24 protein-coding genes are annotated in these 26,601 nt (G+C 61.7%); 19 read left to right on the forward strand and 5 right to left on the reverse strand.

The genetic code is table 11. The annotated features are described in order from the left end of the window. Positions 1-33: 33 nt before the first annotated feature. Complete coding sequence (locus ACQ66M_RS13625; protein ID WP_350171434.1) at positions 34-1,014, forward strand: hypothetical protein; 981 nt, start codon at positions 34-36, stop codon at positions 1,012-1,014. A 16-nt stretch (positions 1,015-1,030) separates the two neighbouring features. Further along, positions 1,031-1,981 carry a hypothetical protein gene (locus ACQ66M_RS13630; protein WP_430404497.1) on the forward strand — a complete coding sequence of 317 codons (951 nt, stop codon included), beginning with the start codon at positions 1,031-1,033 and terminating at the stop codon, positions 1,979-1,981. 3 nt (positions 1,982-1,984) lie between these two features. Here the strand turns inward: ACQ66M_RS13630 and uvrA are convergent, their stop codons facing one another. Then, positions 1,985-4,993, reverse strand: coding sequence for an excinuclease ABC subunit UvrA (uvrA, locus tag ACQ66M_RS13635; RefSeq protein WP_430404499.1), 3,009 nt, complete (start codon positions 4,991-4,993; stop codon positions 1,985-1,987). Positions 4,994-5,216: 223 nt separating this feature from the next. Between uvrA and ssb the strand changes: the two genes are divergently transcribed. The 6 genes from ssb to queA all read left to right on the forward strand — a co-directional run bounded on the left by ssb (position 5,217) and on the right by queA (position 12,116). Continuing rightward, positions 5,217-5,693: a single-stranded DNA-binding protein gene (ssb, locus tag ACQ66M_RS13640; RefSeq protein ID WP_350171437.1), complete on the forward strand. Its 477-nt coding sequence runs from the start codon at positions 5,217-5,219 to the stop codon at positions 5,691-5,693. A 90-nt stretch (positions 5,694-5,783) separates the two neighbouring features. Continuing rightward, a complete protein-coding gene (blaOXA, locus tag ACQ66M_RS13645; RefSeq protein WP_430405175.1) occupies positions 5,784-6,557 on the forward strand; it encodes an OXA-1090 family carbapenem-hydrolyzing class D beta-lactamase in 774 nt (257 codons plus the stop codon). 239 nt (positions 6,558-6,796) lie between these two features. Beyond that, the gene (gene gyrA, locus ACQ66M_RS13650; RefSeq protein ID WP_350171438.1) at positions 6,797-9,619 is read left to right on the forward strand and encodes a DNA gyrase subunit A; all 2,823 of its coding nucleotides are present in this window, start codon (positions 6,797-6,799) and stop codon (positions 9,617-9,619) included. Between the two features lie 16 nt (positions 9,620-9,635). Then, positions 9,636-10,133 carry a pantetheine-phosphate adenylyltransferase gene (coaD, locus tag ACQ66M_RS13655; protein ID WP_350171439.1) on the forward strand — a complete coding sequence of 166 codons (498 nt, stop codon included), beginning with the start codon at positions 9,636-9,638 and terminating at the stop codon, positions 10,131-10,133. Then, positions 10,130-11,020, forward strand: a complete 891-nt coding sequence (locus tag ACQ66M_RS13660; RefSeq protein ID WP_350171440.1) for a peptidylprolyl isomerase — start codon at positions 10,130-10,132, stop codon at positions 11,018-11,020. The genes coaD and ACQ66M_RS13660 overlap by 4 nt, the downstream gene beginning before the upstream one ends. 40 nt (positions 11,021-11,060) lie before the next feature. Then, positions 11,061-12,116: a tRNA preQ1(34) S-adenosylmethionine ribosyltransferase-isomerase QueA gene (gene queA, locus ACQ66M_RS13665; protein WP_430404501.1), complete on the forward strand. Its 1,056-nt coding sequence runs from the start codon at positions 11,061-11,063 to the stop codon at positions 12,114-12,116. On the opposite strand, the gene ACQ66M_RS13670 is transcribed toward queA, so the two are convergent. The 4 genes from ACQ66M_RS13670 to ACQ66M_RS13685 form a co-directional block, all read right to left on the reverse strand. Next, positions 12,113-12,598 (reverse strand): PaaI family thioesterase, encoded by a 486-nt coding sequence (locus ACQ66M_RS13670; RefSeq protein WP_430404503.1) that lies wholly within the window; start codon positions 12,596-12,598, stop codon positions 12,113-12,115. The two genes, queA and ACQ66M_RS13670, sit on opposite strands and share 4 nt — an antisense overlap. Then, positions 12,595-12,966: a tRNA-binding protein gene (locus ACQ66M_RS13675; RefSeq protein ID WP_430404505.1), complete on the reverse strand. Its 372-nt coding sequence runs from the start codon at positions 12,964-12,966 to the stop codon at positions 12,595-12,597. The genes ACQ66M_RS13670 and ACQ66M_RS13675 overlap by 4 nt, the downstream gene beginning before the upstream one ends. A gap of 7 nt (positions 12,967-12,973) precedes the next feature. Further along, positions 12,974-13,738: an SDR family NAD(P)-dependent oxidoreductase gene (locus tag ACQ66M_RS13680; RefSeq protein WP_350171443.1), complete on the reverse strand. Its 765-nt coding sequence runs from the start codon at positions 13,736-13,738 to the stop codon at positions 12,974-12,976. Between the two features lie 121 nt (positions 13,739-13,859). Continuing rightward, a complete protein-coding gene (locus ACQ66M_RS13685) occupies positions 13,860-15,521 on the reverse strand; it encodes a DUF262 domain-containing protein (protein ID WP_350171444.1) in 1,662 nt (553 codons plus the stop codon). A gap of 110 nt (positions 15,522-15,631) precedes the next feature. On the opposite strand from ACQ66M_RS13685, the gene ACQ66M_RS13690 reads away from it, so the two are divergent. The 11 genes from ACQ66M_RS13690 to ACQ66M_RS13740 all read left to right on the forward strand — a co-directional run bounded on the left by ACQ66M_RS13690 (position 15,632) and on the right by ACQ66M_RS13740 (position 26,564). Then, positions 15,632-16,465, forward strand: coding sequence for a fumarylacetoacetate hydrolase family protein (locus tag ACQ66M_RS13690; protein WP_350171445.1), 834 nt, complete (start codon positions 15,632-15,634; stop codon positions 16,463-16,465). 16 nt (positions 16,466-16,481) lie between these two features. Next, on the forward strand, positions 16,482-17,222 hold the full coding sequence (locus tag ACQ66M_RS13695; protein ID WP_350171446.1) for a hypothetical protein: 741 nt from the start codon (positions 16,482-16,484) through the stop codon (positions 17,220-17,222). A gap of 284 nt (positions 17,223-17,506) precedes the next feature. Then, a complete protein-coding gene (locus ACQ66M_RS13700) occupies positions 17,507-18,736 on the forward strand; it encodes an EAL domain-containing protein (protein WP_350171447.1) in 1,230 nt (409 codons plus the stop codon). A gap of 70 nt (positions 18,737-18,806) precedes the next feature. After that, positions 18,807-19,316, forward strand: coding sequence for a hypothetical protein (locus tag ACQ66M_RS13705; protein WP_430404507.1), 510 nt, complete (start codon positions 18,807-18,809; stop codon positions 19,314-19,316). A 48-nt stretch (positions 19,317-19,364) separates the two neighbouring features. Then, a complete protein-coding gene (locus ACQ66M_RS13710; protein ID WP_350171449.1) occupies positions 19,365-20,216 on the forward strand; it encodes a TIGR01459 family HAD-type hydrolase in 852 nt (283 codons plus the stop codon). 58 nt (positions 20,217-20,274) lie between these two features. Beyond that, positions 20,275-20,706, forward strand: coding sequence for a MaoC family dehydratase (locus tag ACQ66M_RS13715; RefSeq protein WP_350171450.1), 432 nt, complete (start codon positions 20,275-20,277; stop codon positions 20,704-20,706). After that, complete coding sequence (ribF, locus tag ACQ66M_RS13720) at positions 20,706-21,644, forward strand: riboflavin biosynthesis protein RibF (RefSeq protein ID WP_350171451.1); 939 nt, start codon at positions 20,706-20,708, stop codon at positions 21,642-21,644. The genes ACQ66M_RS13715 and ribF overlap by 1 nt, the downstream gene beginning before the upstream one ends. A 69-nt stretch (positions 21,645-21,713) precedes the next feature. Beyond that, the gene (locus ACQ66M_RS13725) at positions 21,714-22,241 is read left to right on the forward strand and encodes a hypothetical protein (RefSeq protein ID WP_430404509.1); all 528 of its coding nucleotides are present in this window, start codon (positions 21,714-21,716) and stop codon (positions 22,239-22,241) included. Positions 22,242-22,446: 205 nt separating this feature from the next. Then, the gene (ileS, locus tag ACQ66M_RS13730; protein WP_430404510.1) at positions 22,447-25,461 is read left to right on the forward strand and encodes an isoleucine--tRNA ligase; all 3,015 of its coding nucleotides are present in this window, start codon (positions 22,447-22,449) and stop codon (positions 25,459-25,461) included. A gap of 45 nt (positions 25,462-25,506) precedes the next feature. Further along, positions 25,507-26,022: a signal peptidase II gene (gene lspA, locus ACQ66M_RS13735; protein WP_350171454.1), complete on the forward strand. Its 516-nt coding sequence runs from the start codon at positions 25,507-25,509 to the stop codon at positions 26,020-26,022. Between the two features lie 47 nt (positions 26,023-26,069). Further along, a complete protein-coding gene (locus tag ACQ66M_RS13740) occupies positions 26,070-26,564 on the forward strand; it encodes a DUF3035 domain-containing protein (protein WP_350171455.1) in 495 nt (164 codons plus the stop codon). Positions 26,565-26,601: the final 37 nt, after the last annotated feature.

Consider the following 26,601-nt stretch of genomic DNA (forward strand, 5'->3'; position numbering starts at 1 on the left):
AGTCTCTCCCGCAGACAGGGTGGGAGTGGGACTTTGCCGACACAATTTTCATTCGAAGGCGCGCTGAGCAACGCATTCCGCGCCGCACATTTTCGCAGCTTTCCATGGATTTACGCCAGCGTGTACGCGCTGGCCGGCCTACTATTCTACGGGATTGTCGCTTTCCTGTCCCGCACGGCGGTTCTGGATTTTGTTCAGGCGATCGAGGCTCTGGAAAACGCCGATCTCGATAATGCAGACCCGCGCGAAGTCATGATGCGCGTGTTTGGCGCCCTGACGCCTTTCCTGCCCATGGCGGCGAGTATCACAATCGGGTCGTGGATCGGATGGGCCGTGTTCGAGGCCGCTTCCCAGCGCCGCTATGTGCGTGACGCGCGTTTCAGCATCGGTTTCGGTGCAGACGAAATGCGCATGATGATCGTTGGCCTGCTGTGGAGCCTGCTGGCAATAGCTTGCTTCCTGCCCATGCTGTTCATCATGTTCGGGTCAGGTGTGTCGCTGTTCAATCAGGCGCTGGAGGGTGGGTCAGATGCCAGCATGCAAGACGAAGCGATCGCCACCGTTTTTGGTGCGCTCGGCCTCATGCTGCTGCTGTTTCCCGTCTACGTCTTCCTCGCCACGCGCCTGTCACCGTGCTTTGCCATGACCATCAAGGATCGCAAAATCGTCTTTTTCGACGCGTGGAATGTTTCGCGCGGGCGCTTCTGGCCCATACTCGGCGCGTACCTGATCATCGCGATTGTCAGTGGCATCGTCGCAGGTGTCGTGGATCAGATATTCCAGGTCGGGCTGATCTCCACCATGGCCCGTTTCACGAACGTGCAATCCGGCGAAGAATTCATGGACATGGCCTTCTCGGCGTCAGTCCTCGTACCGTTCGGGGCATATATTTTCGCCAGCATGTTCATGTCCGCCCTGCAGCAGCACTTCAACGGCGCGCCTGCGGCCTTTGCCGCCCGTCATGATCCGCGCGGGGGTGTCGATGACGCGGCCCGCATGGCCGTTTTCGATTGAGCAAGGAGGCCAGTCCATGACCCATCCCGATTTCAGTTTCGGAAACGCCTTGTTCCACTTTCGCCGCACCGGCGGCCCGAAAGGTTTCCTGTGGAAATATGCGTTGGCCTTCGCGCTGGCAGGCTTCGCGATCCAGTCTTTCAACACGGTGATGAGCTGGCCGATCTACGAAGTCTATCTGCGCGTCTTCACAGAGGGCGATGGCGATATCACTCAGTACACCGCCGACATAAACCGGGCCTCGATGCGGTCAATGATGTCCAGCGTCCTGATATTTCCGCTCGGCATCCTTTTCTGGATGGTCTTTGAAACCGCCAGCCTGCGGCGATACATGCGCGGCGACGGATTCCGCCTGCGTGTCGGGGCCGACGAATGGCGCGTACTGGTCGTCGGCCTGATCTGGTTCGGCCTTCTCATCGCCGCCTATATCGGCCTGTTCATCGTGATACTCGTGCCGATGGGCCTCGGTGCCATTGGCGGACGGGATTCTGCAGCCGTCGGCGCAGTCGTCGGCCTCGTTCTGATGCTGGTCTACATGCTCGCCTGTCTCTGGGCAGGCATCCGCCTTTCGCCTGCTGCCGCGCTGACGGTGCGGGACGGCCAGATCAGGTTCTTCGAGGCGTGGCGCGTCACCAGGGGACGGGCCGGGGTCCTGTTCGGCGCGTGGCTGGTCATCGGCCTCGCGATGATGGTGGTCATTCTGATTGCTTACAGCATCATGGCGGTCGTGGGTTTCGTCCAGCTTGGGCCACTCTTCCCGGCGCTGCAGGATGGGTCTGCCACGAGCGCAGACATCCGCGCCGTCGTCACGTCGCCCGGCTTCTGGGGGCCGCTCGGGCTGATCTTCCTCCTGCTCGTCGGCGTACAGGCCATTGCCCAGCACATCTTCGGCGGCCCCGCCGCACTCGCCGCCAGGACCGATCCCAACTGGGTCGGCCAGCCTCGCGTCTCCGACACGTTCAGCTAGGGCCTATTTCGCCGCGCTGGCCGTTTTCGTCTTGCGCCTGGCCGCAGGCTTCGGCTTGGCCGCCTTCGCTGTCTTCTTCGGCGTCCCGGCCTTGCCCGCAGCAGCGGGCGGCTTCGCACGTTCGCGCTTGTTGCGCTGGGCGCGGCGTTCGTCCTGCCGGCGGAAGGTTTCGGCCAGGAACTTGCCGGTCCAGCTTTCCTTGTTGGCCGCGATGTCTTCCGGTGTGCCCGCCGCCACCATCCGTCCGCCGCCATCGCCGCCTTCGGGCCCAAGGTCCAGCACCCAGTCGGCCGTCTTGACCACGTCCAGGTTGTGCTCGATCACCACCACCGTATTGCCCGCATCAACAAGCTCGTGCAGCACTTCCAGCAGCTTACGCACATCATCAAAGTGCAGGCCCGTCGTCGGCTCGTCGAGGATATACAGCGTCCGCCCGGTCGCGCGCTTGGACAATTCCTTGGCCAGTTTCACCCGCTGCGCTTCGCCGCCCGACAGCGTCGTCGCCTGCTGGCCAACCTTTACATACCCAAGGCCCACCTGCACCAGCGTGTCCATCTTCGACGAGATCGCCGGCACCGCCGAGAAGAATTTCGCGGCCTCTTCCACGGTCATATCCAGCACATCGGCAATGGATTTGCCCTTGAACAGCACTTCCAGCGTTTCCCGGTTGTAGCGTTTGCCCTTGCAGGTCTCGCAGGTGACATACACGTCCGGCAGGAAGTGCATCTCGATCTTGATGACGCCGTCGCCCTGGCAGGCTTCGCAGCGCCCGCCCTTCACATTGAAGCTGAACCGCCCGGCCTTGTAGCCGCGCGCTTTGGATTCCGGCAGGCCGGTGAACCAGTCGCGTATCGGCCCGAAGGCGCCTGTATAGGTTGCCGGGTTAGAGCGCGGCGTGCGCCCGATCGGGCTCTGGTCAATGTCGATCACCTTGTCGAGATATTCGAGGCCTTCAAGGCTGTCATAGGGCTGCGGCGGGCTCGAGGCGCCGTTCAGTTTACGCGCCAGTGCCTTGTACAGCGTCTCGATGATTAGGGTCGACTTGCCGCCCCCGGATACGCCCGTGATGCAGGTGAAACTGCCAAGCGGGATCGTCGCGGTGACGTTCTTCAGATTGTTGCCAGTCGCGCCTTTCAGCGTGATCTTGCGTCTGGTCTTCTCCACCGGGCGGCGCTTGGGAATCGGAATTTCACGCGTGCCGTTCAGGTAATCCGCCGTCATGCTTTTCGGATTGGACAGCACCTGCTGCGGCGTGCCCTCGGCAATGATCTCGCCGCCATGCACACCCGCCGCCGGCCCCATATCGATGACATGGTCCGCGGTCAGGATCGCATCCTCGTCATGCTCCACGACGATGACCGAATTGCCGAGGTCGCGCAGACGCTTCAGCGTTTCCAGCAGGCGCGCATTGTCGCGCTGGTGCAGGCCGATGCTTGGCTCGTCCAGCACGTAGAGCACGCCCGTCAGGCCCGATCCGATCTGGCTGGCGAGTCGGATGCGCTGGCTTTCGCCGCCCGACAGAGTGCCTGATCCGCGATTGAGCGTCAGGTATTCAAGGCCGACATCATTGAGGAAGTTCAGCCGGTCATTGATCTCCTTCAGGATGCGCGACGCAATTTCGTTTTGCTGCTTCGTCAGCGTCTTCGACACTTTGCCGAACCAGTCGCCGGCTTCCTTGATCGAGAACGCGCCGGAGTCCGAAATATCGAGCCCGGCAATCTTCACCGCCAGCGCCTGCGGCTTCAGGCGCTTGCCGTCACAGGCCGGGCATGGCGCGGCAGACTGGAACTTGGCGACTTCCTCGCGCACCCATGCCGAGTCGGTCTCGCGATAGCGCCGTTCCAGGTTCGGGATCACGCCCTCGAACGTCTTCTTCACCTCATAGCGGCGCATGCCATCATCATAGACGAACTTGATTTCGTCCTCGCCGGTGCCGTGAAGGATCATCTGCTGAATGTCTTCGGTCAGCTTGTTCCACGGCTTTTTCAGGTCGAAACGGTAATGCGTCGACAGGGCCTGCAGCGTCTGCGTCTGGTAGGGCGACGTGGATTTCGCCCAGGGCGCAATGGCGCCGTTCAGCAGGTCCAAATCCTTGTCAGGCACGATCAGGTCCGGGTCGATTTTCAGCTGGTTACCAAGACCGTCACAGGTCGGGCAGGCGCCGAACGGATTGTTGAACGAGAACAGGCGCGGCTCGATTTCCGAAATCGTGAAGCCGGAAACCGGGCAGGCAAAATTGGCGCTGTACGTGATCCGTTTCGGATCACTCTCGCCCTGTTCAAGGTCGGCATATTCGGCGATCGCGATTCCCTGCGCGAGGCCAAGCGCGGTTTCAAAACTCTCGGCAAGGCGCTGTTCCATGCCCTCGCGTACAATCACGCGGTCGACCACGACATCGATGTCATGCTTGAACTTCTTGTCCAGCTTCGGCGCGTCTTCCAGTTCGAAGAATTCGCCATCCACCTTGACGCGCTGATAGCCATTCTTCAGCAGCTCGGCGAATTCCTTGCGATACTCGCCCTTGCGGCCGCGTATCATGGGCGCCAGCAGGTAGAGCCGCGTGCCATCAGGCAGTTCCATGGTCCGGTCGACCATCTGGCTGATCGTCTGGCTTTCGATGGGCAGGCCGGTGGCGGGCGAATAGGGGATGCCGACGCGGGCCCAGAGTAGCCGCATATAGTCGTAGATCTCGGTCACGGTGCCGACGGTCGAGCGCGGATTGCGGCTGGTCGTCTTTTGCTCGATGGAAATGGCGGGTGAGAGGCCTTCGATGCTTTCGACATCCGGCTTCTGCATCAGTTCCAGGAACTGGCGCGCATATGCCGACAGGCTTTCGACATAGCGCCGCTGGCCCTCGGCATAGATAGTGTCGAATGCCAGCGAGGATTTGCCGGAGCCGGACAGGCCGGTCATCACCACAAGCTCACCGCGCGGAATGTCCACGTCGATATTCTTGAGATTGTGTTCCTTGGCTCCGCGCACGCGGATGAAGGGCGATTCTAGTCGGGCCATGCGGAAAGCTCGTTGCGGTGACGAAACAGGTCTGGGCGTGTTGCTAGGCTCTATGTGTGGCCTGAGTCCACCTTGACCACAAGAACAAAATGTGAACACTTCTAGCTAGCTGTTATTTTAATCTTAGCCTGTGGAAAAACGGCTGGGGAGGCGACAGGCGGACCCGGTCGCGGTAGAAGATAACAGATTCGACAACGAAACAAGTCTGAGCGGAGATGGATATATGGCAGGATCAGTGAACAAGGTCATCCTGATTGGAAACGTGGGGCAGGATCCAGAAATCCGCCAGTTCCAGAATGGTGGACAGGTTGCCAGCTTCACGCTCGCAACCTCGGAGACCTGGAAAGACAAGGCGACGGGCGAGCGCAAGGAAAAGACCGAGTGGCACCGGATCTCAATCCTGAGCGAAGGTCTCGTCCGGGTCGTCCAGAATTATGTGAAGAAGGGCTCCAAGCTCTACATTGAGGGCCAGCTTGAAACCCGCAAGTGGCAGGACAAGGACGGCCAGGACAAGTACACGACCGAAGTCGTGCTGCGCGGCTTCGGCAGTACGCTCACCATGCTTGACAGCGCAGGTGATCGTGGCGGCGGCGCCCGCTCCGGCGGCAATGATTTCGGCTCCCAGCAAGGCGGGGCCCGTAAGATGAGCGGCCCGGCCGAAAGTTTCAGCCAGGACCTCGACGACGAGATTCCGTTTTAGGAGACACACGTGCCGCGCAGGCTGGCCCATTCTTCACCCATCGCCACAGGCCTGATCCTGGCCCTGGCGGCGTGCCTGCTGGCCGCCTGCATGACATTGACCCGGCCGCCGCTCCTGAGTGCCAGCGTGGCAGCAGCCGGGGTTGATCCTGAAACCTCAACGCTGGTCGTCTACCGGCTGGAGGATCAGCGCACCTGGATCAGCAATCCTGACCGGGCAAAGGCGCGTTTCACGCCCGCCTCGACCTCGAAAATACCCCACACCCTGATCGCGCTGGAAACCGGCGCCGTGTCCGGCCCTGACGAAGTTTTTGAGTGGGACGGCGTCAAACGCTTTGCCGACGGGTGGAACGAGACCCAGGATTTCGCCGCGGCCTACACGCGCTCGACCGTCTGGATCTATCAGGCCGTCACGCCGCGAATCGGGTCGGCCGCGCTGCAGGAATGGCTCGCTGCCTTTAGCTATGGCAATGCGGACACGGGCCCGCCCGAAAACGTGTCGTCCTACTGGCTGAAAGGCCCTCTCGCGGTCTCTGCCGAGGAACAGGCCGCCTTCCTGGCCCAGCTGGCCCACCGTACCCTGCCGCTCTCTGCGCACACCTATGAGCGCGGCGTGCCGATGATGGTGGCCGATTCCGGCCCCGGCTGGACGCTCTACGGCAAGACGGGCTGGAAATGGGTAGAGGGCGAAACTGATATTGGCTGGTATGTCGGCTGGCTGGAGCAGACCACGGGAGAAGCCCCCGGCACTTATGCCTTTGCCTTCAACATGGACATCGCCGACCCGCAGGCCGACGTGCCGAAACGCAAGGCCGTCGTCCAGCGCGCGCTGTCCGATCTTGGCGCACTGCCCGCTGCGCAATAGGCCGCCCGCCTCGTTAGGCGATCCAAGCCTTTTCGGGCCGTTTTCAGGCTGTTTCCGTGCACTTTAAGTGCTTTTTACGTGCTGTTATTCGTGCGTTTCAGAGGCCGTCAGCGAACTGTTAAAACACCCCCGAAAGGCTGGCTTTCCGCCCCCCCGGCTGCTAAGCTTTTCCTTAGTGATTATTGGCGATTCGGGCATGGTCCCCGCCATTTGAGACCGGACACGCAGAAAGCCCCCTCATGAGTGACGATACGACCCCGCCGGACGAGCCGGAAACCCCCGAAAATGCGGGTGACCGCCCCCACGCCCTGCCTGACGGCATCGAGCCGATCTCGATCGAATCGGAGCTGAAAAGCTCGTATCTCGACTATGCGATGAGCGTAATTGTCAGCCGGGCACTGCCGGACGTGCGCGACGGCCTGAAGCCGGTCCATCGCCGCATCCTGTATGCCATGCAGGTCGGCGGCAACACGCCGGACAAGCCCTACAAGAAATCCGCCAACATTGTCGGCGCCGTGATGGGTAACTTCCACCCCCACGGCGACAGCGCGATCTATGATGCCCTTGTGCGCATGGCCCAGCCTTTCTCGATGGGCCTGCCCATGGTCGATGGCCAGGGCAATTTCGGCTCGATCGACAATGATCCGCCGGCCGCCATGCGTTATACTGAAAGCCGCATGACCAAGGCTGCGACCTACCTGCTCGCCGATATCGAGAAGGACACGGTCAACTTCCAGGACACCTATGACGGTTCGCAGCAGGAGCCGATGGTCCTGCCGGCTCAGTTCCCGAACCTGCTGGTCAATGGCGGCGGCGGTATCGCGGTCGGCATGGCGACCAATATCCCGCCGCACAATCTCGGCGAAGTCGTCGACGCGACACTGGCTGTCATCGAAGACCCGCTGATCGACGATGAAGCGCTGCTCGACATTGTGCCCGGGCCGGACTTCCCGACCGGAGGCCTTATCATGGGCCATGCCGGCAGCCGCAAGGGCCTGACCACCGGACGCGGCTCGGTCATCATGCGGGCCAAGACAGATATTGAAGAAGCCAAGAATGGGCGTCAGGCCATCATAATCACCGAGATTCCATATCAGGTGAACAAGGCCGCGATGATCACCAAGATTGCCGAACTGGTGCGCGAAAAGCGCGTCGAGGGCATCTCGGACCTGCGCGACGAATCCGACCGCAACGGCATCCGGGTCGTCATCGAACTGAAAAAGGATGCCAGCGCGGAAGTCGTGCTGAACCAACTGTTCCGCTTCAGCCAACTGCAGACCAGTTTCGGCGTCAACATGCTCGCCCTGAATGGCGGCCGTCCCGAGCTGATGAACCTGCGCAAGGTGCTCGATTGCTTCATCACGTTCCGGCAGGAAGTGATCGTCCGGCGTACCAAGTTCGAACTCAACAAGGCGCGTGACCGGGCCCACGTTCTGGTCGGCCTGGCCCTCGCCGTCGCCAATATTGACGAAGTTATCCGCATCATCCGCCATGCACCTGACCCTGCCACCGCGCGTGAGCAATTGCTCGCCAAGGCCTGGCCGGTCATGGATATGGGCCCGCTGCTGGAACTCATCGCAGACCGGCGCACGCGCTGGTCTGGCGGTGACACGATCTACCTGTCCGATGAGCAGGCGCGCGCCATTCTCGACCTTCGTCTCCACCGTCTCACTGGCCTTGGCCGCGACGAGATCGGCAGCGAGGCCAAGGGCCTGTCCGACAAGATTGCCGACCTGCTCGACATCCTCAGATCACGGCCCCGGATCATGGAAATCATCAAGGCCGAACTGGCCGAGGTGAAGGACAAGTTCGCGGTGCCGCGACGGTCCGTATTCGCCATGGGCGGTATCGACATGGAAGACGAAGACCTCATCGAGGTCGAGGACATGGTCGTCACCGTCACGCATGGCGGTTACGTCAAACGCACCCCGCTCTCGACCTACCGGACCCAGCATCGCGGCGGCAAGGGCCGCTCCGGCATGGCGATGAAAGACGAGGATTTCGTGGTCAAGCTGTTCTCGGCGACGACCCATACCGAGATCCTCTTCTTCTCGTCGGCTGGCATGGTCTACAAGGAAAAGGTCTGGCGGCTCCCCGTCGGCGGGCCGAACTCGCGCGGCAAGGCGCTGGTCAATATCTTCCCGCTGGCCGTGGATGAGCGCATCGAGAGCGTCATGCCCCTGCCGGATGACGAAACGGCGCACGAGGTGCTCGACCTGATGTTCGCCACCCGCTCGGGAACAGTGCGTCGCAACAAGCTGGCGGACTTCACCCGCGTGAACCGGAACGGCAAGATTGCGATGAAGCTGGACGAAGGCGATGGCATCGTTTCGGTTCAGATATGTTCCGAGCTTGACGATATCCTGCTCACCACGGCGCTGGGCCAGTGTATCCGCTTCCCGGTCACCGACGTGCGTGTCTTTGCCGGACGCAACTCCACAGGTGTGCGCGGCATTCGTCTCGGTTCGCAGGACGAAGTCATCTCCATGGGCATCCTGCGCCATGTCGAAGCCTCCTCGGAAGAGGCGCGGGCCTATCTCAGGCACGCGGCCGCCATGCGCCGGGCGGCAACAGGCGAGGAAGAGGAAATCAGCGAGGATGATACCGACGAAAACGTCGCTGAGGCCGCGCTGAGTGCCGAACGCATTGCCGAACTGGGCGCTGCCGAGGAATTCATCCTCACCATCGCCGATGACGGCATGGGCAAGCGCTCGTCAGCCTTTGATTACCGCACCACCGGGCGCGGCGGCAAAGGCCTCGTCGCCCAGAATATCTGGGGGCGTGACAAGAAGAACGGGCCAACAAAGAAGGTTGCCCAGTCCTTCCCCGTCAATGATGGCGACCAGGTCATGCTTGTCACGGACGGTGGCCAGCTGATCCGCACGCCGGTTGACCAGATTCGCATCGCGGGACGGTCGACAGGCGGTGTCTGGGTGCTGCGGACAGCCGAGGGCGAGCACGTCGTTTCTGTTGCACGTCTTGTGGAAGACGCCGAAACCGATATGGATGAGGGCAACAAGGAGGCGCCGGGCGAAGCCGGAGCGCCAGATCCGCAGGAATAGGCAACAGGGGGCGCCAGTGCATCGTATCGGACTTTACCCGGGTACATTCGATCCTCCGACCAATGGTCATATCGACATTTTTGGTCGTGCGATGAAACTCGTCGATACGCTGGTCATCGGCGTGGCGGTGAATGAGGCCAAGAAGCCCCTGTTCACGCTGGAGGAACGGGTGCGAATGGTGAAGGCCGAATGTGCCCGCTTCAACGGTCCGGGCATGGCGGAAATCAAGGTCATGCCGATGCACGGCCTGCTCATGAAATTTGCCGAAGCCTGTGGCGCGCAGATGATCCTGCGTGGCCTGCGGGCCGTTCAGGACTTCGAATACGAATTCCAGATGACGGCGATGAACGAGCAACTGAATCCCGACATTGAAACTGTGTTCCTGATGGCCGATGTTAGGCACCAGGCGGTCGCATCGCGGCTCGTAAAGGAAATTGCGAGTCTCGGCGGTGACATAGCGCCTTTTGTAAGCCCTGACGTGAAACGCGCCCTCATGGAGAAATACGGTAAATGAAGCTCGCAGCATTGGTGTTTGCCGCCTCGGCCCTGGCTTTCGGACAGATCGCGCAAGCGGATACGTCAACGGCAGTTGAGGCCGAAGCGGCTGTAACGGTTGATGCAGCAGAGGCAGATACGGAAAATTGGCGGCGGGTCGATGCAGAGCGCCTGTTCATTTTCCAGACCAACAAGGGGCGCATCCTGATCGAGGCGTTCCCCGAAGTTGCCCCAAAGCATTACGCACAATTTGCCGCGCTTATCCGGTCCGGCGACATGGACGGCACCAGTTTTCACCGTGTGATCAACGGGTTTATGGCACAGGGCGGCGACATCTACGCGCTCAAGGGCCGCGAATCCGGCCTGCCGGATATTCCCGGCGAGTTCACGTTCCGCCGAAATCCGGCAGAGATGCCGCTTGATGCCGGCATCGGCCCGGTGGATTCGGCGAAAAACGGTTATGTGAACGGCTTCCCGATGGCCACACAGGCCTCGTTCTTTGCCGAAATGTCGGTCGATGGACTGGTTGAGAGCTGGATCCCGCATTGCCGCGGCGTTGTCTCGACCGCACGCACAGCAGACCCGAATTCAGCCAATTCGCAATTCTTCCTGATGCGCGACACGTCACCCCATCTCGACAAGGAATACACCGCCTGGGGCCGTGTGGTCGAAGGCGAAGATGTGGTTCTGGCACTGAAGGCCGGATCGGAAGCCCTAAACGGCGAGGTCGCGCTACCTGACATCCTGATGTCGGCAAAGGTGGCCGCTGACCTGCCAGAGGGTGAACGCCCGAACGTCTGGGTCACGCGGACTGACGGACCTGTCTTCACGGCGCAGCTTGCCGATGTCGGCGAAGACGTCGGCGTCTGCGACCTGCCATCGGTGCCATCTGTCGTCGAGAACTAGACGCACGGCGCCTCAAGCGGGCAGACATTCCTCAATGCCCATGAACCTTGCCGCATTCGATTTCGACCTGCCGGAAAACCTGATCGCCCTGCGACCGGCAGACCCGCAGGATTCTGCCCGGCTGCTGGTCGTGCACGGCGACGGGCGGCTGGAAGACGCCGTAGTGCGCGACCTGCCACGCTATCTGTCCGCCGGTGATGTGCTCGTGTTTAACGACACGCGTGTGCTGCCGGCCGCGCTCAAGGGCATTCGGCCTGGGCGCGGCGAGACGGGGACTGATGTCGCCTGCGACGTGAACCTGGTCGAACGCATTGATAGCAATACATGGCGCGCATTGGCCCGGCCCGGCAAGCGCCTGAAGCCGGGCGATACGATCCGGTTCGCTGACGGCTTCCACGCCCTGCTGACCCAGCGCATCGATGGCGGCGAGATAGAACTTTCGTTCTCCCTGTCCGGCGCGGCGCTGGAACAGGCGCTCGACGCGCACGGCGCCATGCCGCTGCCGCCTTACATCGCCCGCCGCCGCCCGGCTGACGCGCGTGACCGGGATACGTACCAGACCAGCTTTGCGGGCGAAGATGCCGCCTCGGTTGCGGCGCCGACGGCGGGGCTGCATTTCACGCCGCGCCTCTTGTCGGAACTGGATGCTGCCGGTCTGCGCCGCGAGACTGTTCGCCTCCATGTTGGCCTCGGAACTTTCAAACCGCTGGAAGCGGCACAGCTGGAGGCTAACCGTCTTCACGCCGAATGGCGCCGCCTGACGCCCGAAACCGCCGGCCGGCTCAACGCTGCGCGCGCCGCAGGCCACCGCTGCGTCCCCGTCGGTACCACAGCCATGCGCACGCTTGAAAGCTGCACCACCCCCGCCGGCACACTCGTTCCGGCCACCGGCCCTACCGATATCTTCCTCAAGCCCGGCGACGCGGTGCGGACAACGGACGCGCTGGTAACAAATTTCCACCTGCCCGCGTCCAGCCTGTTCATGCTGGTTTGCGCGCTGATGGGAACAGATGTGATGCAGGCGGCTTATGCGCACGCGATCGCATCGGACTATCGCTTCTATTCCTATGGAGATGCGTGCCTGCTGCTGCCCTAGGTGGCCGACTGCGCGGCTGGCCCGCGCAACTCGTCCATCGTGCGGATCGCCTTGGCGGCCGTGATGCGCGCCAGGTGGCGGCCTTTCTCATCACGCCAGTCGGCCTCGACCAGCCCGGTCGTCTTGCCCCGGCTCACCAGCCGTCCTTCAATCGTGATCAGGCCGTGGGGTACGGGCCGCAGGATGCGCGTCTGCAGTTCCATCGTTGTGAACCACTCGCCGTCCTCCAGCGCGCTGGCCATGGTCATCGACACGATATGGTCCGACAGGCCTGCAACCCAGCCGCCAAACACGCGGCCTTCATTGATGTCGCGCGACCCGTCATTCGGCCATTCATAACGCGTATGCCCATAGGAGACCTCCTTCAGCCACAGGTCCGGCCGGATGCCGAGATTCCTGATCCCGGCGGGAAAGTCCCATGTGCCATTTTTCAGGCGGTTGAAGAATTCGGTCTGCTGGGCAGATAGTTCAGTGCGGCTCATGCGAGGCGGGCTCCATTGGGGACGGGAAAGTCGGGTGAGAACATGACGATCTCATTGTCGGCATCCGGAAATCCAAGTGTCAGGACTTCCGACATGAACTTGCCGATCTGGCGGGGCGGAAAGTTCACCACGGCGGCAACCTGCTTCCCGATAATGGCTTCCGGCGCATAGTGCGCCGTCACCTGGGCAGAGCTCTTCTTCGCGCCTACGCCCGGTCCGAAATCGATGACAAGGCGCAAGGCGGGCTTGCGCGCGCCTTCGAGGGGCGCAGCCTCGATGATCGTCCCGATACGGATGTCAACGTCGCGAAACCTCGCGAACTCAATCTGCGCTGCAGCCGGAGAGTCCGGTTCGTCAGTCAAGTGCATTGCGGGTTCAGCACGTCGCACCGCCATCGACGACCATCATCTGGCCAGTCATGTAGGAACCTGCTTTGGAAGCGAGGTAACAGGCTGCGCCGGCAATCTCTTCCGGCTCGCCAATCCGCGCCATGGGCGTGCCGGACAGGGCGCGCTTGAGGTTCTGCGGGTCTTCCCACAGGGCGCGGGCAAAGTCGGTGCGGATCAGGCCGGGCGCGATGCAGTTCACGCGGATATTGTCCTTGCCGTATTCGGTGGCCAGGTTGCGGGCGAGCTGGAAGTCCGCGGCCTTGGAGATGTTATAGGCGCCAATGATCGGCGAACCGCGCAGGCCGCCAATCGACGAGACGAGGATGATCGCGCCATCCTTGCGTTCCCGCATCTGCGGCATGCACATCTGGATCAGCCAATGATTCGATATGATGTTGTTCTGCAGCACTTTCTCGAACTGCTCGTCGGTAATGCCTTCCATCGGCCCGTAATACGGGTTGGCGGCTGCATTGCAGACGACGACATCAACTTTGCCGAACGCCTTGTTCGTGGCGTCGACCATGGCCTGCAGCTCGTCCTTGGACGAGATGTTCGCGGGCACGGCAATCGCGGTGCCGTCGCCATGCTTGTCATTGATGCCGGCCGCCACTTCCTGGCACGGGCCTGGCTTGCGCGACGAGATGGTCACCTTGGCGCCCTGATCGGCCATGGCTTCGGCAATCGCCCGGCCAATGCCGCGCGACGATCCTGTGATGATGGCTGATTTTCCCGATAGATCAAACAGGCTCATGGCGCCGCTCCCTGATGTTTTGCTTTGAAAGCGAGCGTAAGGCCTGCCATGCGCAGCGGCTAGGGGTCACCTAGCGAAAACTCGCGAACAGACAGGCGTGGCCAACTGGCGGCGCGTCGGCTCAGACCGCCAGATTCCACTCATTGACCAGAATTTCCGCCAGGCGCTCGGTGCGTTTGCGCACCACTTCCGGCGTCCAGGCATCCTGGTCGATCAGGTCGCGGGTCAGCGCGAAATCGGCGCCGCCGCCTCCGTTGAAGTACACCTCTTTCTTGGCGCGATAGTCGTGCCGGTCGGCCTTCTGGTTCACCTTGTGGGTCAAAAGCACGAAATTGCCGAGCGTGTCGCATTGTTCGCGGCGTTTGGCTGGGTCCGGCCAGGTTATCATCCAGTGGCTGTCTTCCTGCACACTGCGCGGCAGCACGTGCTCGACAGTCGCATCGGATTCCGGGGGGATGGTGAAACCGTCGTCCAGCGCTGCATTCAGGCGCAACGCCATGGCCCGGCGCTGGCCGAAGGTCGCAAAGCGGCCCAGCAGGCGTTCGTGCACCTTGCGGGCCTCATCCTTCGAGACGGAAAACGGCCCGTTCTTGCCCAGCAGTGTGCGCTCATTCGTAACCGCGTCGCTGACCTTGCTGAAACGTTTGTTACGCTGGTCCTTGTCGTGAAGGATCAGCTGAATCACATAGCCGAGCCGTTCCAGGCCCGTGAAGAATTGCGGCGCAATCGGTGAATCGATCCCGCGCTCGACCAGGAATTTGAGGGCAGGGGCGCGCCAGCTCTGCTGCTCAAGCGCACGCAGCTGGTTCAGTTTGTCAGATACAAGCGCCGCGTTCGGCCCGTCATTCACCTTTGCCGTCGTGATCTGGCGATAGGCGGCCACATAGTTGGGCAGCAAGTCATCAAGGAATTTGCGCGGATCGATTTTCGACAGGACGGCCTTCTGGAAGCCGGCAACAAGGTCACCCTTGGGTGACCTGTCGTGGATGGCGCGAATCTGCCGAAGCAGGTCGTCAAAGGCCCCGCCGCCCAGAACCGCTTCATGCTCGGCCCAGCGTTCGGCATAGGCGTTCGCCTCCTTGACGGAGAATTTGGCCTTCTGGAACAGTTCGGTCTTGATGATGTCGTGTGCGTCGGGTTCCTTGCCGCGCGTATTGAGAACCCGGAACACCTTGAACCCCTGATCCTTGTCGTTCACCACCACCCTCACCAGCGCGCAGCCAGCCACGACCGTATCGGTCAGCGCGCGCCGCCGCTCGTCGGTCATCTTTTTCAATTCCTTGAGTATGGCCGTCGCGTTTCCAACCATGCGTTGCTGGCTGTCACTTTCGCCCGGCTCGTTCTGAAGGGATTTCGTGGCACCAAGCCGCTGGATGGTGTCGCGGAAGAACGCGCCGTCCATATAGTTCAGCGTCAGTCGCCAATTGGCCGCCTCGCCCAGCATGGGGCGGGCTTCGTCAGCGATCATGGCGTGCAGTGAGGCAGCGCGCTCCGCGTCCGTTTCCAGGTCGCGCAGAACCGCCAGCAGGATGGTCAGCGTGGTCAGCCGCTGCTGCCCGTCGACGATTTCCACCATGCCGGTTTCCGAGCCGTTCACGAGAACGATCGCGCCAATGAAGTGCGGGATGCTGCTGTCGGTTGCTTCGGCAAGGTCGCCGAGCAAGTCGAGCGCTTCACGCTCTCCCCACGAATAGCTACGCTGGTAAGGCGGCATGCACAGGCGTTCTCCCTGTCCAAATATACCGCTAAGCGAGCTCTCCTGAGCTCGTACGCCTAGGCTCATCACAATTCCCCTGTACAGCCCACTTCACTAGCCCTTGCCAAAGACCATCACAACGCGGGATGAACGGTTGGCGATGCGTTTGGGCAAAAGTGTGACGGGAGAGTAACGGTATGCGTCTGGTGAGGTTCCAATTGGGTGAAGAGGTGCAGTTTGGCGACTTGAAAGCGGACTCCGTTGTGCCGCTTGCAGGTAACACGTTTGATGCTGCGCTGAAGGCGGCGCCATCCGGTGACCCGATCCCGCTGGAGGACGTTACGCTGCTGGCGCCGGTGCCGAAACCAGGCAAGATTCTTGGCATAGGTGTCAACTACGCGGCGCATGCCGCAGAGAGTGTCAGCTTCATCGACACGAAGAAACCCGAGGTCCAGAAATGGTTCAACAAGCAGGTGACGGCGGTCAATGGTCCCTATGCCGATGTGCACCTGCCGAAAGTGTCAGAGCAGCTCGACTATGAAGGCGAGCTGGTGGTGATCATCGGCAAGCGGGGGCGCCATGTCCCGCCCGAGCGTGCCTTCGAGATCGTCGCCGGCCTCACGGTGGGCTGCGACTATTCGGTGCGTGACTGGCAACGCGCCAGCCAGACCATGATCATGGGCAAGGGGTTCGACACGCATGCCGTGTTCGGTCCGGCCATCGTCACGCTGGACGAGATTGGCGACCTGCCATCCGTCGAACTGCGCACCTTCGTCAATGGCGAACCGCGCCAGGTGGGTTATGTGCGCGACCAGATTCATGACATCGCCGCACAGATCGCTCACCTCACGGCCGCGTTCACCCTCGAGCCGGGCGATGTCATCTTTACGGGTACGCCGGCCGGGGTCGGCGCCGGTCATACGCCGCCCAAATGGTTGAAGGCGGGTGATCGCGTCCGCGTCGAAATCGACGGGCTGGGTTTCATCGAAAACGAAATCGTAAGGGAACCGGGTGAGACCATCATCGCCTAGTCCGGAGTTTCCACACATGCGCATCGTGTACTTGCTGGCCGGTCTTGTGATTGCGGCCTGCGGCGGCCCTGCCGCGCCGCTGCCTCCGCCTGAACCCACACCCCGCAACATCGCCAGCACCGACTTCGCCCTGCTGCCCTGCGCCCCTGTCACCACCCCGAACCCTTGCGTGCTCGTGATGGCGGGCGGAAAGCGTGTCCTTTTTGGCACACCTGCCGGTGTCGTGCAGGGCATGAGCTCCGAGCATCTGCGGAATCTCGATGCCGTCATGCTGTTTTCGCTGCGCGGCGAAGACCTTGAGGGCCTCGACGATGTGCGCAATGCCAGCTGGCGGGCAGGGCATGAATCGCCCCTTCGCGTGTCCGGCCCGGCAGGGACGAGCGAGGTCCTTTCGGCCATCAACAAGGCCTATGAAGTGTCCGACGCCTTCACCTTTGTCGAGCAGTCTCCGCCGGGCGGATTCAACGCCGCTATGCTCCAGCCGCTACCGGGTGAAAAAGACACGAAGGCCCGCGTGTTCAACACCGGAGACCTGATCGTGACCCACCTCGTCAATGACAAGGACCGCGTCGGTTACTGGATTGATTACAATGGGATTCGCCTCGTGCTTGAGCCATGTGGCATGACCCAGGCCTCGCAGTTTGCCGAGGAGAGGCGCCTTGCCGTGGGCTGTCCGGGCGCTGATCTGACCTGGCCGGTTTCGGACCTGGTTTTTGTCGATCAGGGCAAGCGGAAAAAGGGCGGCAAAGCCCAGTAAGATGACAGGGCGCCGACGGCTGCGGGGCCGCATTCGCCACCGTTCAGGTCAGTGGGATAGGCATAAACGTGGTGCAGGCTGACAGCTCGGGTGCCGGCGCCCTAAACCTTTGTCTAGTGCAGTCAGACGTGCCATGACTGTGACATAAAAAAGTCTGTGACCAAGGAGCAGCGCTGGACGCCGTCGGGATTGTCGGAGATGCCAAATCAGGCCATTTCCACGCAATTCGTTAACCAATGAGGCTTATTTGTTAAGGTTGATGGAATGAATTGGGTGCTGAACGTATGACATTTGTCCTGTTCCTGCTGTATATCGCAATAGGCAGCGGCGTCGGCTATGGCGTGAATGCCTATGCCGGTGTGAGCCTGCCCCTGTCGATCGCCAGCGGCGCAATCACCTCGGTGATTCTCGCCCAGATCCATGTCCTGATCGCCAGCACCAGCTCCAGCCGCCGACTCGACGAGCGCATGGATCAGGTTGAACGCAGGAACCGCGACACGGCCGAACGTGTCGATGTCATCGACGCGCGCACCGATGCCGTCGAAGCGACCGTCAAGCATGAGCTGACCGAGCGCCGCGATGCGCTGGTAACAGAGATGAAACAGCTCGAAGGACTGATCGACCGCCTGTCGCGCAGCTTCGAATCGAAACTGGCCGAACCCTCGATCGTGTCCGCTGTCGCGCCACAGGAAGATGCCATTCTGCGCGATGTTAAGGACGCCCTGAAGGATGGCCGGGTTGACCTGCACCTCCAGCCCATCGTTTCGCTGCCACAGCGCCGCGTGTCGTTTTACGAAGGCTTCACGCGTCTTCGCCGGCCCGATGGGTCGCTCATCCTGCCGGCAGAGTTCCTTGATGCCGGGCGCCGCGCCAACCTGATGGGAATCATCGACAATTTCACGCTGTTCCGCTGCGTGCAGATCGTCCGCCGCCTTGCCGAGCGCGACCGCCGCGTTGGCGTGTTCTGCAATATCTCGGCGTCTTCGCTGGAAGATACGACCTTCTTCCCGATGTTCCTTCAGTTTATGACCGAGAATCGTGACCTGTCCGGCGCTGTCATCTTTGAAATCCGCGCAGATCGCTTTGAAACGCGCTCGCGGACGATGCGGGACAATATGGACCGCCTCACGGCGCTCGGCTTCCGCTTCTCGATCGATCATGCCTCTGACCTCTCGCTGGACCTGCCGCGCCTTCAGGCAGCTGGCGTGCGCTTCGTGAAAATGAATGGCACGACGCTGATCGACCAGTTGCGCGACCCGCATGGCGCGCGTCCCGTTTCGTCCATCAACCGGCGTGTCGGCGGCGAAGAAGTCAGCGCTGTCTTCTCCCGGTATGGCGTGACGATGATCGCCGAAAAGATCGAGGATGAGGCCAGCGTGGTTGAGATCCTCGAATACGATATTCCATACGGCCAGGGCCACATCTTCGGTGCGCCACGCCCGATCAAGGCCTCGCTAATGGAAGAGACCGCGCCGCCACTGGCCCTGATGGAACGCCTGTCCAGCTTCGGCTGAAACAGCAGGCATCTTTTTGCCCCAATCGTCATGCCTACTGAACCTGTCCAAAAGTGACAGGAGCGGCCCCATGCGCATGATTACATTGACCTTTTTGGCGCTTTGCTCAGCGCTTGCAGCAGACGCCCGGACTCCGCCCGATGTGATGACCGTCAGCGCCATACTCCCTGGCTCGCAGGAATTCGAAGCGCCACCAGCCCTTGAGGCCATCGAGGACCATTCGGTCGTCCTGCTGGACCTGACACTTTCGGTTGAGGCCTACCCCTCATTTGAAAATGACGACGGCACATATTCCGGGCTGGAAGGCGATTGTGATTTCGGCCTCATGGAAGGCGTCCGGATGATGTCGATCCCCACCGGTTCGAATCATCTCCTGATGTACGTTCGCCCGGGTGACCCGGCCCGCTTTGCTGCCAATGGCGTGACCTGCGAATACATGCACAGTCTTCAGCTTGGCGAGAATATCGGCCAGGTCGTCACCGTGCGCGGCTGTTACCTGGCTAACGCCCACGCCATTCCGACGGCCCGGCTGTTGATGCTGAATCCCCTGCCTGCGAGCGCATGCGGCCTGACGCAATAGGCCCGGTTCCGATTGACCCCCGCTGCGGCGCAGCCTAGGTCGCGGCGCATGAGCAAAATTCAATTCCCTGCAGGTCTGTCGGCCATTAGTGGACAATACGACTCCATCCTCTGCGATGTGTGGGGCGTGATCCACAATGGCCGGGCGGCCTTCACTGAAGCCTGCGCCTCGCTGGTCGCGTTCCGCCAGCAAGGCGGGCGGGTTTGCCTGATTACCAATGCGCCCGTCCCCAAGGCCCAGGTCATCCGGTATTTCGAGCCGCTGGGTGTGCCCCCTGAGGCCTTTGACGATTGCGTCTCCTCCGGCGATGCGACCCGCGCCGAACTGATGCTGCGCCGCGACCAGACGGTCTGGCGGCTCGGATCAGACGAGGGATTCGAGCATGACAGGTATCTGTATGATGGCCTCGACCTGAAATTTGAGGACAGCGCCCGGGCGGACCTGTTGCTGTGCATCGGCCTGCGCGACCAGGTGAATGACCGCCCGCACGATTACCGCGCCGAGCTGCAGCAGGGCATCGACCAGAACCTGCCCATGATCTGCGCCAATCCCGACAAGCAGGTGCGGGTTGGCGGGAAACTTTACTGGTGTGCCGGTGCCCTGGCGGAGATTTACGAGGAGCTTGGCGGCAAGGTGATCTATCCCGGCAAGCCCCATGCGGCGATTTACAGGCTGGCCGTCGAGCGCCTTGGCGAGCACGGCACGAACCCATCCCGCATCCTGTGCATTGGCGACAGTCCTGCGACCGACGTGCGCGGCGCGCGGTTACAGGGCTTTGACAGCCTCTACGTCGGCACTGGCCTGAAGGAGCACGGCGCTGATTTCGAGCGCGAAGTCATAGACTTGCTCGCCGATTATGACGAACAGGCCACCTATGCCATGTCCGGTCTAAGATGGTGACGGGGGCGTTGTGCCCGTGTATCGAGCTTTTCAGACCAATATCGGAGACCCGAAAAGAATGAGCGAGTTCAACGGCTTTAAGTATGAAGACCTGGAGATCGGCATGGCACACGAAACCGTGCACACGATCACGGAAAAGGATATCCAGCTATTTGCTGAAGTGTCGGGTGACTACAATCCCCTGCACATGGATGATGAATTCGCCGCCAAGACGGTTTTCGGACGCCGCATCGCCCATGGGGCGCTGACCGCCAGCTATATCTCCGGCATTCTTGGCAACAACCTGCCCGGACCCGGCGCGATTTTCATCGGCCTGTCCATGCGGTTCAAGCGTCCGGTTCATATCGGCGATACGGTCACTGTCCGCGCTGAAGTGTCCGAGAAGCAGGATCGCGGCAATCGCGTGACGCTGAAGGTTGACTGCACGGTGGACGGCAAGCGCGTGATTACGGGTGAAGCCGAAGTGGTTGCGCCGCGCCGGGAGGCCTGATGGCCGTTTTCGCCGACTATCGCGGTCTGCCGCAAAGTGCCCGGGGGGCGTCAGTCGCCCTCGGCAACTTTGACGGGTTGCATGTGGGCCACCGGGCGGTGATCGATGCGGCCCGCAAGGCCGGTCAGGGGACGTTCGCGGTCGCGACGTTCGAGCCGCCGCCACGCGCCTACTTCAGGCCGAACGACCCACCATTCCGCATCTTCCGGCCTGAGCGGCGCAATGCCTGCATCCTGGCCGAGGGTGCCAGCACGGTTTTCGAGCTGCCGTTCAATGGCGAGATGGCGGCGATGACCGACGAGGCCTTCGTGCGGACAGTGCTGGTTGAAGGGCTGGGCGTGTCACACGTTTCGGTCGGGTTCGACTTCCGCTTCGGTCGCGGGCGCATGGGCCACGCGGCACGCTTGTCCAGCCTCGGGCGGGCGCTCGGTTTTGGCGTCACGATTGTCGAGGAAGTGCTGGAATATGGCGCCAAGGCATCGTCAACGGCGATTCGGCAGGCGCTCATGGCAGGTGAGCCGGAAGTGGCGGCCGGCATTCTGGGTGAGTGGTGGATTGTGGACGGTCCGGTCGAGCCCGGCGAGAAGAACGGGCGCAAGTTCGGCTTCCCGACGGCGAATGTGCATCTCAACGACCTGATTCACCCCCGGCATGGAGTCTACGCCGTGCGCGCGCGCACGCGCGCGGAATCGGTTTGGTATGATGGCGTCGCCAATTTCGGACGCACGCCCACGACCGGCCTGCGTGATCCGCTGCTGGAGACATTCATTTTTGACTTCGACAAGGATATTTACGGCCAATGGCTCGAAGTGCAGCTGATTGCCTACCTTCGGCCGGAGCTGAAGTTTGACGGCGTCGATGCGATGATCGCGCAGATGCACAAGGATACCGCTGAAGCACGCATCCGACTGAAAGACGCTGCAGTCCCGCCCAATTAGGGCCCGATTTACCCGGAAAGCTGATACTTTCAGAAGGAACGCTTCAAGGGTTCCAACGTTGGGAGTTCCATGCAGAAATTTCTTGCGCCTCTCGCCATGTGTCTTGCGATGCCGCTTACCGCCGTCGCCCAGTCGCCGGGTGCCAGATCGCCCGACATGACGATTGGATCGGTCAGCGTCGGCGACCTGCATATGATACTGGACGGCATGGGTGCCACCCTGACACTGACGGGCGAGAGTGACCTCAAGGCCCCCTACGTTTTTGCCATCAGCAAGGACGGCATGTCATTCGGCATATTCACCGCCTGCGCCAATCCTGACGGGACCGATTGCCGTGGGGTGGAATTCCTCGCCGTTTTTGATTCGGAGCAGTCGGCGGCCGATATCAGCGCGATCGACCAGTCCTACGCGGCGGTGTCGGTTTTCAAGACCGATGAAAACACCGTCCATGTCTCGCGCTATGTCATCCTGGACCATGGTGTGTCCTGGGCAAATCTTCTGGAGAATGCCGAAGTGTTCGAAGTGCTCAGCGCAAAAATCTCTACGCAGGTCAACGGGCACGTCACCGCGCAGGTCACCCTGGATGGCGTCAGATAGTGACAGGGCTTGTCCCGCCTGCTAGGCGGAAAACATGGCACGGATAGGCTGCATTCGAATTAGACGCCCGGCGGCGCTCTGACCCGGTTTGACGGGGCGGGCGAAGCCGGGAATTCATGCTGCAGAAAATATCCAGAAACCCGTGGCAATCCCGCGGGAAAACCGTATCAAACCCAAAGATACCTCAAGAAGCCATACATATCAGATGACCGATTCCCTGACTGACCGCGATTATCGTGACACGCTGTTCCTGCCGACAACCGATTTCCCGATGCGCGGCGGCCTGCCGCAGCGCGAGCCGGAATGGATCAAACGCTGGGACGAGATGAAGCTCTATGGCCAGCTGCGGGCCGACGCCAAGGCGCGCGGGGCGAAGCAATGGATCCTGCATGACGGCCCGCCCTATGCGAACGGCCACATCCATCTCGGCACGGCGATGAACAAGATCGTCAAGGATATCATCGTGCGCAGCCACCAGATGACGGGCCATGATGCTTCCTACCTTCCAGGCTGGGACTGCCATGGCCTGCCCATCGAGTGGAAGGTGGAAGAGGAATTCCGCGCCCGCAACCGCGGCAAGGATGACGTGCCGGGCGACGAGTTCCGCGCCGCCTGCCGCGCCTATGCCGAAAAATGGGTCGAGATACAGGGCCGCGAATTCCGCGCCCTCGGCATCGAAGGCGAGTGGGACAATCCGTATCTCACCATGAAGTTCGAGAGCGAGGCGACGATCGTTGCCGAGTTCCTGCGCATGGCCATGCAGGGCGCGCTGGTGCGCGGCGCCAAACCGATCATGTGGAGCCCGGTGGAGCGGACGGCGCTCGCCGAAGCGGAAGTGGAATATTACGACCGTAAAGTACCGGTGATCTGGGTGAAATTTCCAATCCAACAAGCAATGGTTGGGCATGATGTCGGTCCGGACGGTCCTGAAGTGTTTGGAGCTTCTGTCGTCATCTGGACAACCACGCCCTGGACGATCCCGGCCAATCAGGCCGTCTCATTCAGTCCCGAGATTTCTTACGGGCTCTACACGGTTGATGCCGTGATGACCGAGGAAGATCTTGGCTTTGCGCCTTACGCGAAAGCTGGCGAGAAACTCATCATCTCCGACGCACTGGCGCAGTCTGTGATGGACGGCGCCAAGGTGAGCGCGTTCACGCGCGTCTCGGACGTTGATCCGGCAGGCTGGAGGCTGGAGCACCCCCTCGCAGGTATGGACCCGTTCTTCGACAAGCCGATCCCCATGCTCGCAGGCGATCACGTCACCGCCGATGCCGGTACGGGCTTCGTGCACACGGCGCCTGCGCATGGCGAGGATGACTTCAACGTCTGGGTGGGTTCCGGCCGCACGACGCAGGAAATCCGCCAGATCGTCGATGCCGATGGTTGCTACACGCCGGATGTGCCGCGCTTTGGCGGCATGGATATCATCCGCACCAGCGGCAAGAAGCGCGGCGAGCCGGGCAAGGCGAATCCGGAAGTGATCGCGGCGCTGGCCGAGAGTGGCAACCTGCTGGCGCGCGGCATCACGACGATCCGCGATGCGCACTCGTGGCGCTCCAAGGCCCCCGTGATCCGCCGGGCGACGCCGCAATGGTTCATCGCAATGGACAAGCCGGGCCCGAACGGGAAGTCGCTGCGCGAGAATGCGCTTAAGGCCATTGACGATACCGAATTCTTCCCCGCCGTGGGCCGTAACCGCCTGCGGTCCATGGTGGAAGGCCGCCCGGACTGGCTGATCAGCCGCCAGCGCAACTGGGGCGTGCCAATCACGATCTTCGTGGACAAGAGCGGCCAGCCGCACACGGCGGCCCTGCCGGCCGACACCGCGCAGGCCATCAACGAGACGATCAAGGCCGCCATCGCCAAGGGCGGCGTCGAGGCCTGGTTCAGCACGCCTGCCGAAGACTTCCTGTCGCTGCATGGCCTTGCCGCCGCTGACTGGGACAAGGTGACGGACGTGCTGGACGTCTGGTTCGATAGCGGCACGACGCATGCCTTCGCCCTGCGCGAGCGCGGTATCATAGACCCCGAGACCGGCCAGGCCGATCTCTACATGGAAGGCTCTGACCAGCATCGCGGCTGGTTCCAGTCATCCCTTCTGGAATGCTGCGCAACGCGCGGCATGGCACCCTACAAACAGGTGCTGACGCACGGCTTCATCGTCGATTCCGAAGGCAAGAAAATGTCGAAATCGATCGGCAACACGATCGAGCCGGAACAGATTGCCAAGCAATACGGTATCGAGATCCTGCGCATCTGGACGGCGTCTGGCGACTATACCGAAGACCTGCGCATCTCCGACGAGATCATCAAGGGATCGGTGGAATCCTATCGCAAGCTGCGCAACACGGTGCGCTACATGCTGGGCGCGCTGGACGGTTACACGGCAGGCGAAGCCATCGCGGCGGACAAGATGCCCGGTCTCGAACGCTGGGTGCTGCACCGCCTGTCGGAACTGGATGCACAGGTGCGCGCCGCCTACAACGTCTACGACTTCAAGAGGGTGATGAGCCTGCTCATCAATTTCTGCGGTGTGGATCTGTCGGCCGTCTATTTCGATATCCGCAAGGACAGCCTCTATTGCGACCCGCGCGCGGAAACGGCGGATGCCTGGGACGAGGCCACGGCCGCATTCGGCAATCGCCGCCGCGCCGCGCGCACCGTCATGGCCGCCGTGCTGGAGCGGCTGCTGACATGGCTCGCGCCGGTCATGCCGTTTACGATGGAGGAGGCTTTCCTCGAAAGCCACCTGAAGGACCGCGCGCCCTCCGTGCACCTGCTGCAGTTCCCGGACACGCCGGACGGCTGGCGGGATGACGGTCTTGCGGCGCGGTGGGAGAAGATCTTCACCGTGCGGCGCGTGGTGACGGGGGCGCTGGAAGTGGAGCGCCGCGAGAAGCGTATCGGCGCCTCGCTGGAATCCACACCGCGCGTGCTTGTTGCAGACGAAGCGCTGATTGCGGCCTTCGAGGGCGAAGATGCGGGCGACCTGTTCATCACGTCAGGCGCAGAACTTGTCCACTCGGCTGAGGGCGAGGGCGGCGGGTTCACGCTGGACGATACGCCGGGCGTGATCGTCTATCCGGTCAAGGCCAGCGGTGTGAAATGCCGCCGCAGCTGGAAATACTTCGATCCGGTGAGTGCCGACCCGGCTTTCCCGGATATTACGCCCCGCGACGCCCTGACGGTGAAGGCCTGGGATGCGACGCATGACTGATGAGAATCGCTTGATTGGCCCGGCGGGGTCTGCAATCTGCTGCCCATGAAGTTCAATCCGGCAAATATCTGGGCGCTGGCCCTCGTGCCTGTCGTCGTCCTGGCCGATCAGGTGACGAAATGGCTGGTCCTGTCAGAGCCGCGATTCAATGCGCTGCCGTGTCTGGATGCGCCCAGTACGTGCGGGACGATCCCTCTGCCCGGGCCGATCGATTTCAGCATGCTGTGGAACCGGGGCATGAGCTATGGATTCCTGCAATCTGAAGGCATTATGCGCTGGGTGCTGAGCGCGGTCATGCTCGTGATCGCCCTCGGCTTCCTCGTCTGGCTGATGCGCGCGGAGGGGCGGCTGCTGAAACTGTCACTGGCCATGGTTGTCGGTGGCGCGTTCGGAAACCTGATCGACAGGGTGCGTTTCGGCGCCGTTGTTGACTTTATCAACGCGAGTGACCTGTTTTTCCCATGGGTCTTCAACGTTGCCGATGCTGCAATTAGTGTTGGTGCAGTCTTGCTGTTTGTCGACCAGTTCTTACTGTCGGGCCGAAAGCAGGCTAAAGCTTGAAAAATGACGATTAAACCGATGCCAAACCAAGGCGAGGACGCCCTATCATGATGAAACCCGTACTTTTGATTGCAGCGGGGGCTGCCATTGCCGTGACCACCGCGTGCAGTTCCGGCAGCAGCGGTGCCCGTACGCCTGACGAATTCCGCGTGGTGACCAAGGCGCCATTGATCGTGCCGCCGGAATATGCGCTGCGTCCGCCGCAGGCTGGCGGCTCGCTACCAGCGGAAGTCGATCCGTCCCGCACGGAAATCGCTACCGCCTTTGGCTCGACGATCGGCAAGGATGCCAGCAAGTCTGAGCGCGCGCTTGTCGCGGCGGCTGGCGCGAACGCCGTCAACCCGATGGTCCGCTCGCAGGTTGACTATGAAGAGACCAAGACGATCCGGAAATCGTCCGGCGTTGTCGATACGCTGCTGTTCTGGCGCAAGGACAATGCGGAAGACCTTGAAGCGGCCCGCACCGACAATGCAACAGGCGGGGGCGATATCGTCATCGAGAAGTCGACTGGCTCAGCCCGACTGAAATTGCCTGGAACCTGATCACACCCAACGCGGAATACCAGAGATGATGAGACGG

This window comes from Hyphomonas sp. (assembly GCF_965284475.1).
Classification (GTDB): domain Bacteria; phylum Pseudomonadota; class Alphaproteobacteria; order Caulobacterales; family Hyphomonadaceae; genus Hyphomonas.

Coding starts and splice junctions, on each gene's coding strand:
- ACQ66M_RS13630 (WP_430404497.1), top strand. CDS start 1,031: ATGACCCATCCCGATTTCAGTTTCGGAAACGCCTTGTTCCACTTTCGC.
- uvrA (WP_430404499.1), bottom strand. CDS start 4,993: ATGGCCCGACTAGAATCGCCCTTCATCCGCGTGCGCGGAGCCAAGGAA.
- ssb (WP_350171437.1), top strand. CDS start 5,217: ATGGCAGGATCAGTGAACAAGGTCATCCTGATTGGAAACGTGGGGCAG.
- blaOXA (WP_430405175.1), top strand. CDS start 5,784: ATGACATTGACCCGGCCGCCGCTCCTGAGTGCCAGCGTGGCAGCAGCC.
- gyrA (WP_350171438.1), top strand. CDS start 6,797: ATGAGTGACGATACGACCCCGCCGGACGAGCCGGAAACCCCCGAAAAT.
- ACQ66M_RS13660 (WP_350171440.1), top strand. CDS start 10,130: ATGAAGCTCGCAGCATTGGTGTTTGCCGCCTCGGCCCTGGCTTTCGGA.
- queA (WP_430404501.1), top strand. CDS start 11,061: ATGAACCTTGCCGCATTCGATTTCGACCTGCCGGAAAACCTGATCGCC.
- ACQ66M_RS13670 (WP_430404503.1), bottom strand. CDS start 12,598: ATGAGCCGCACTGAACTATCTGCCCAGCAGACCGAATTCTTCAACCGC.
- ACQ66M_RS13675 (WP_430404505.1), bottom strand. CDS start 12,966: ATGCACTTGACTGACGAACCGGACTCTCCGGCTGCAGCGCAGATTGAG.
- ACQ66M_RS13680 (WP_350171443.1), bottom strand. CDS start 13,738: ATGAGCCTGTTTGATCTATCGGGAAAATCAGCCATCATCACAGGATCG.
- ACQ66M_RS13685 (WP_350171444.1), bottom strand. CDS start 15,521: ATGAGCCTAGGCGTACGAGCTCAGGAGAGCTCGCTTAGCGGTATATTT.
- ACQ66M_RS13690 (WP_350171445.1), top strand. CDS start 15,632: ATGCGTCTGGTGAGGTTCCAATTGGGTGAAGAGGTGCAGTTTGGCGAC.
- ACQ66M_RS13695 (WP_350171446.1), top strand. CDS start 16,482: ATGCGCATCGTGTACTTGCTGGCCGGTCTTGTGATTGCGGCCTGCGGC.
- ACQ66M_RS13700 (WP_350171447.1), top strand. CDS start 17,507: ATGACATTTGTCCTGTTCCTGCTGTATATCGCAATAGGCAGCGGCGTC.
- ACQ66M_RS13705 (WP_430404507.1), top strand. CDS start 18,807: ATGCGCATGATTACATTGACCTTTTTGGCGCTTTGCTCAGCGCTTGCA.
- ACQ66M_RS13710 (WP_350171449.1), top strand. CDS start 19,365: ATGAGCAAAATTCAATTCCCTGCAGGTCTGTCGGCCATTAGTGGACAA.
- ACQ66M_RS13715 (WP_350171450.1), top strand. CDS start 20,275: ATGAGCGAGTTCAACGGCTTTAAGTATGAAGACCTGGAGATCGGCATG.
- ribF (WP_350171451.1), top strand. CDS start 20,706: ATGGCCGTTTTCGCCGACTATCGCGGTCTGCCGCAAAGTGCCCGGGGG.
- ACQ66M_RS13725 (WP_430404509.1), top strand. CDS start 21,714: ATGCAGAAATTTCTTGCGCCTCTCGCCATGTGTCTTGCGATGCCGCTT.
- ileS (WP_430404510.1), top strand. CDS start 22,447: ATGACCGATTCCCTGACTGACCGCGATTATCGTGACACGCTGTTCCTG.
- lspA (WP_350171454.1), top strand. CDS start 25,507: ATGAAGTTCAATCCGGCAAATATCTGGGCGCTGGCCCTCGTGCCTGTC.
- ACQ66M_RS13740 (WP_350171455.1), top strand. CDS start 26,070: ATGATGAAACCCGTACTTTTGATTGCAGCGGGGGCTGCCATTGCCGTG.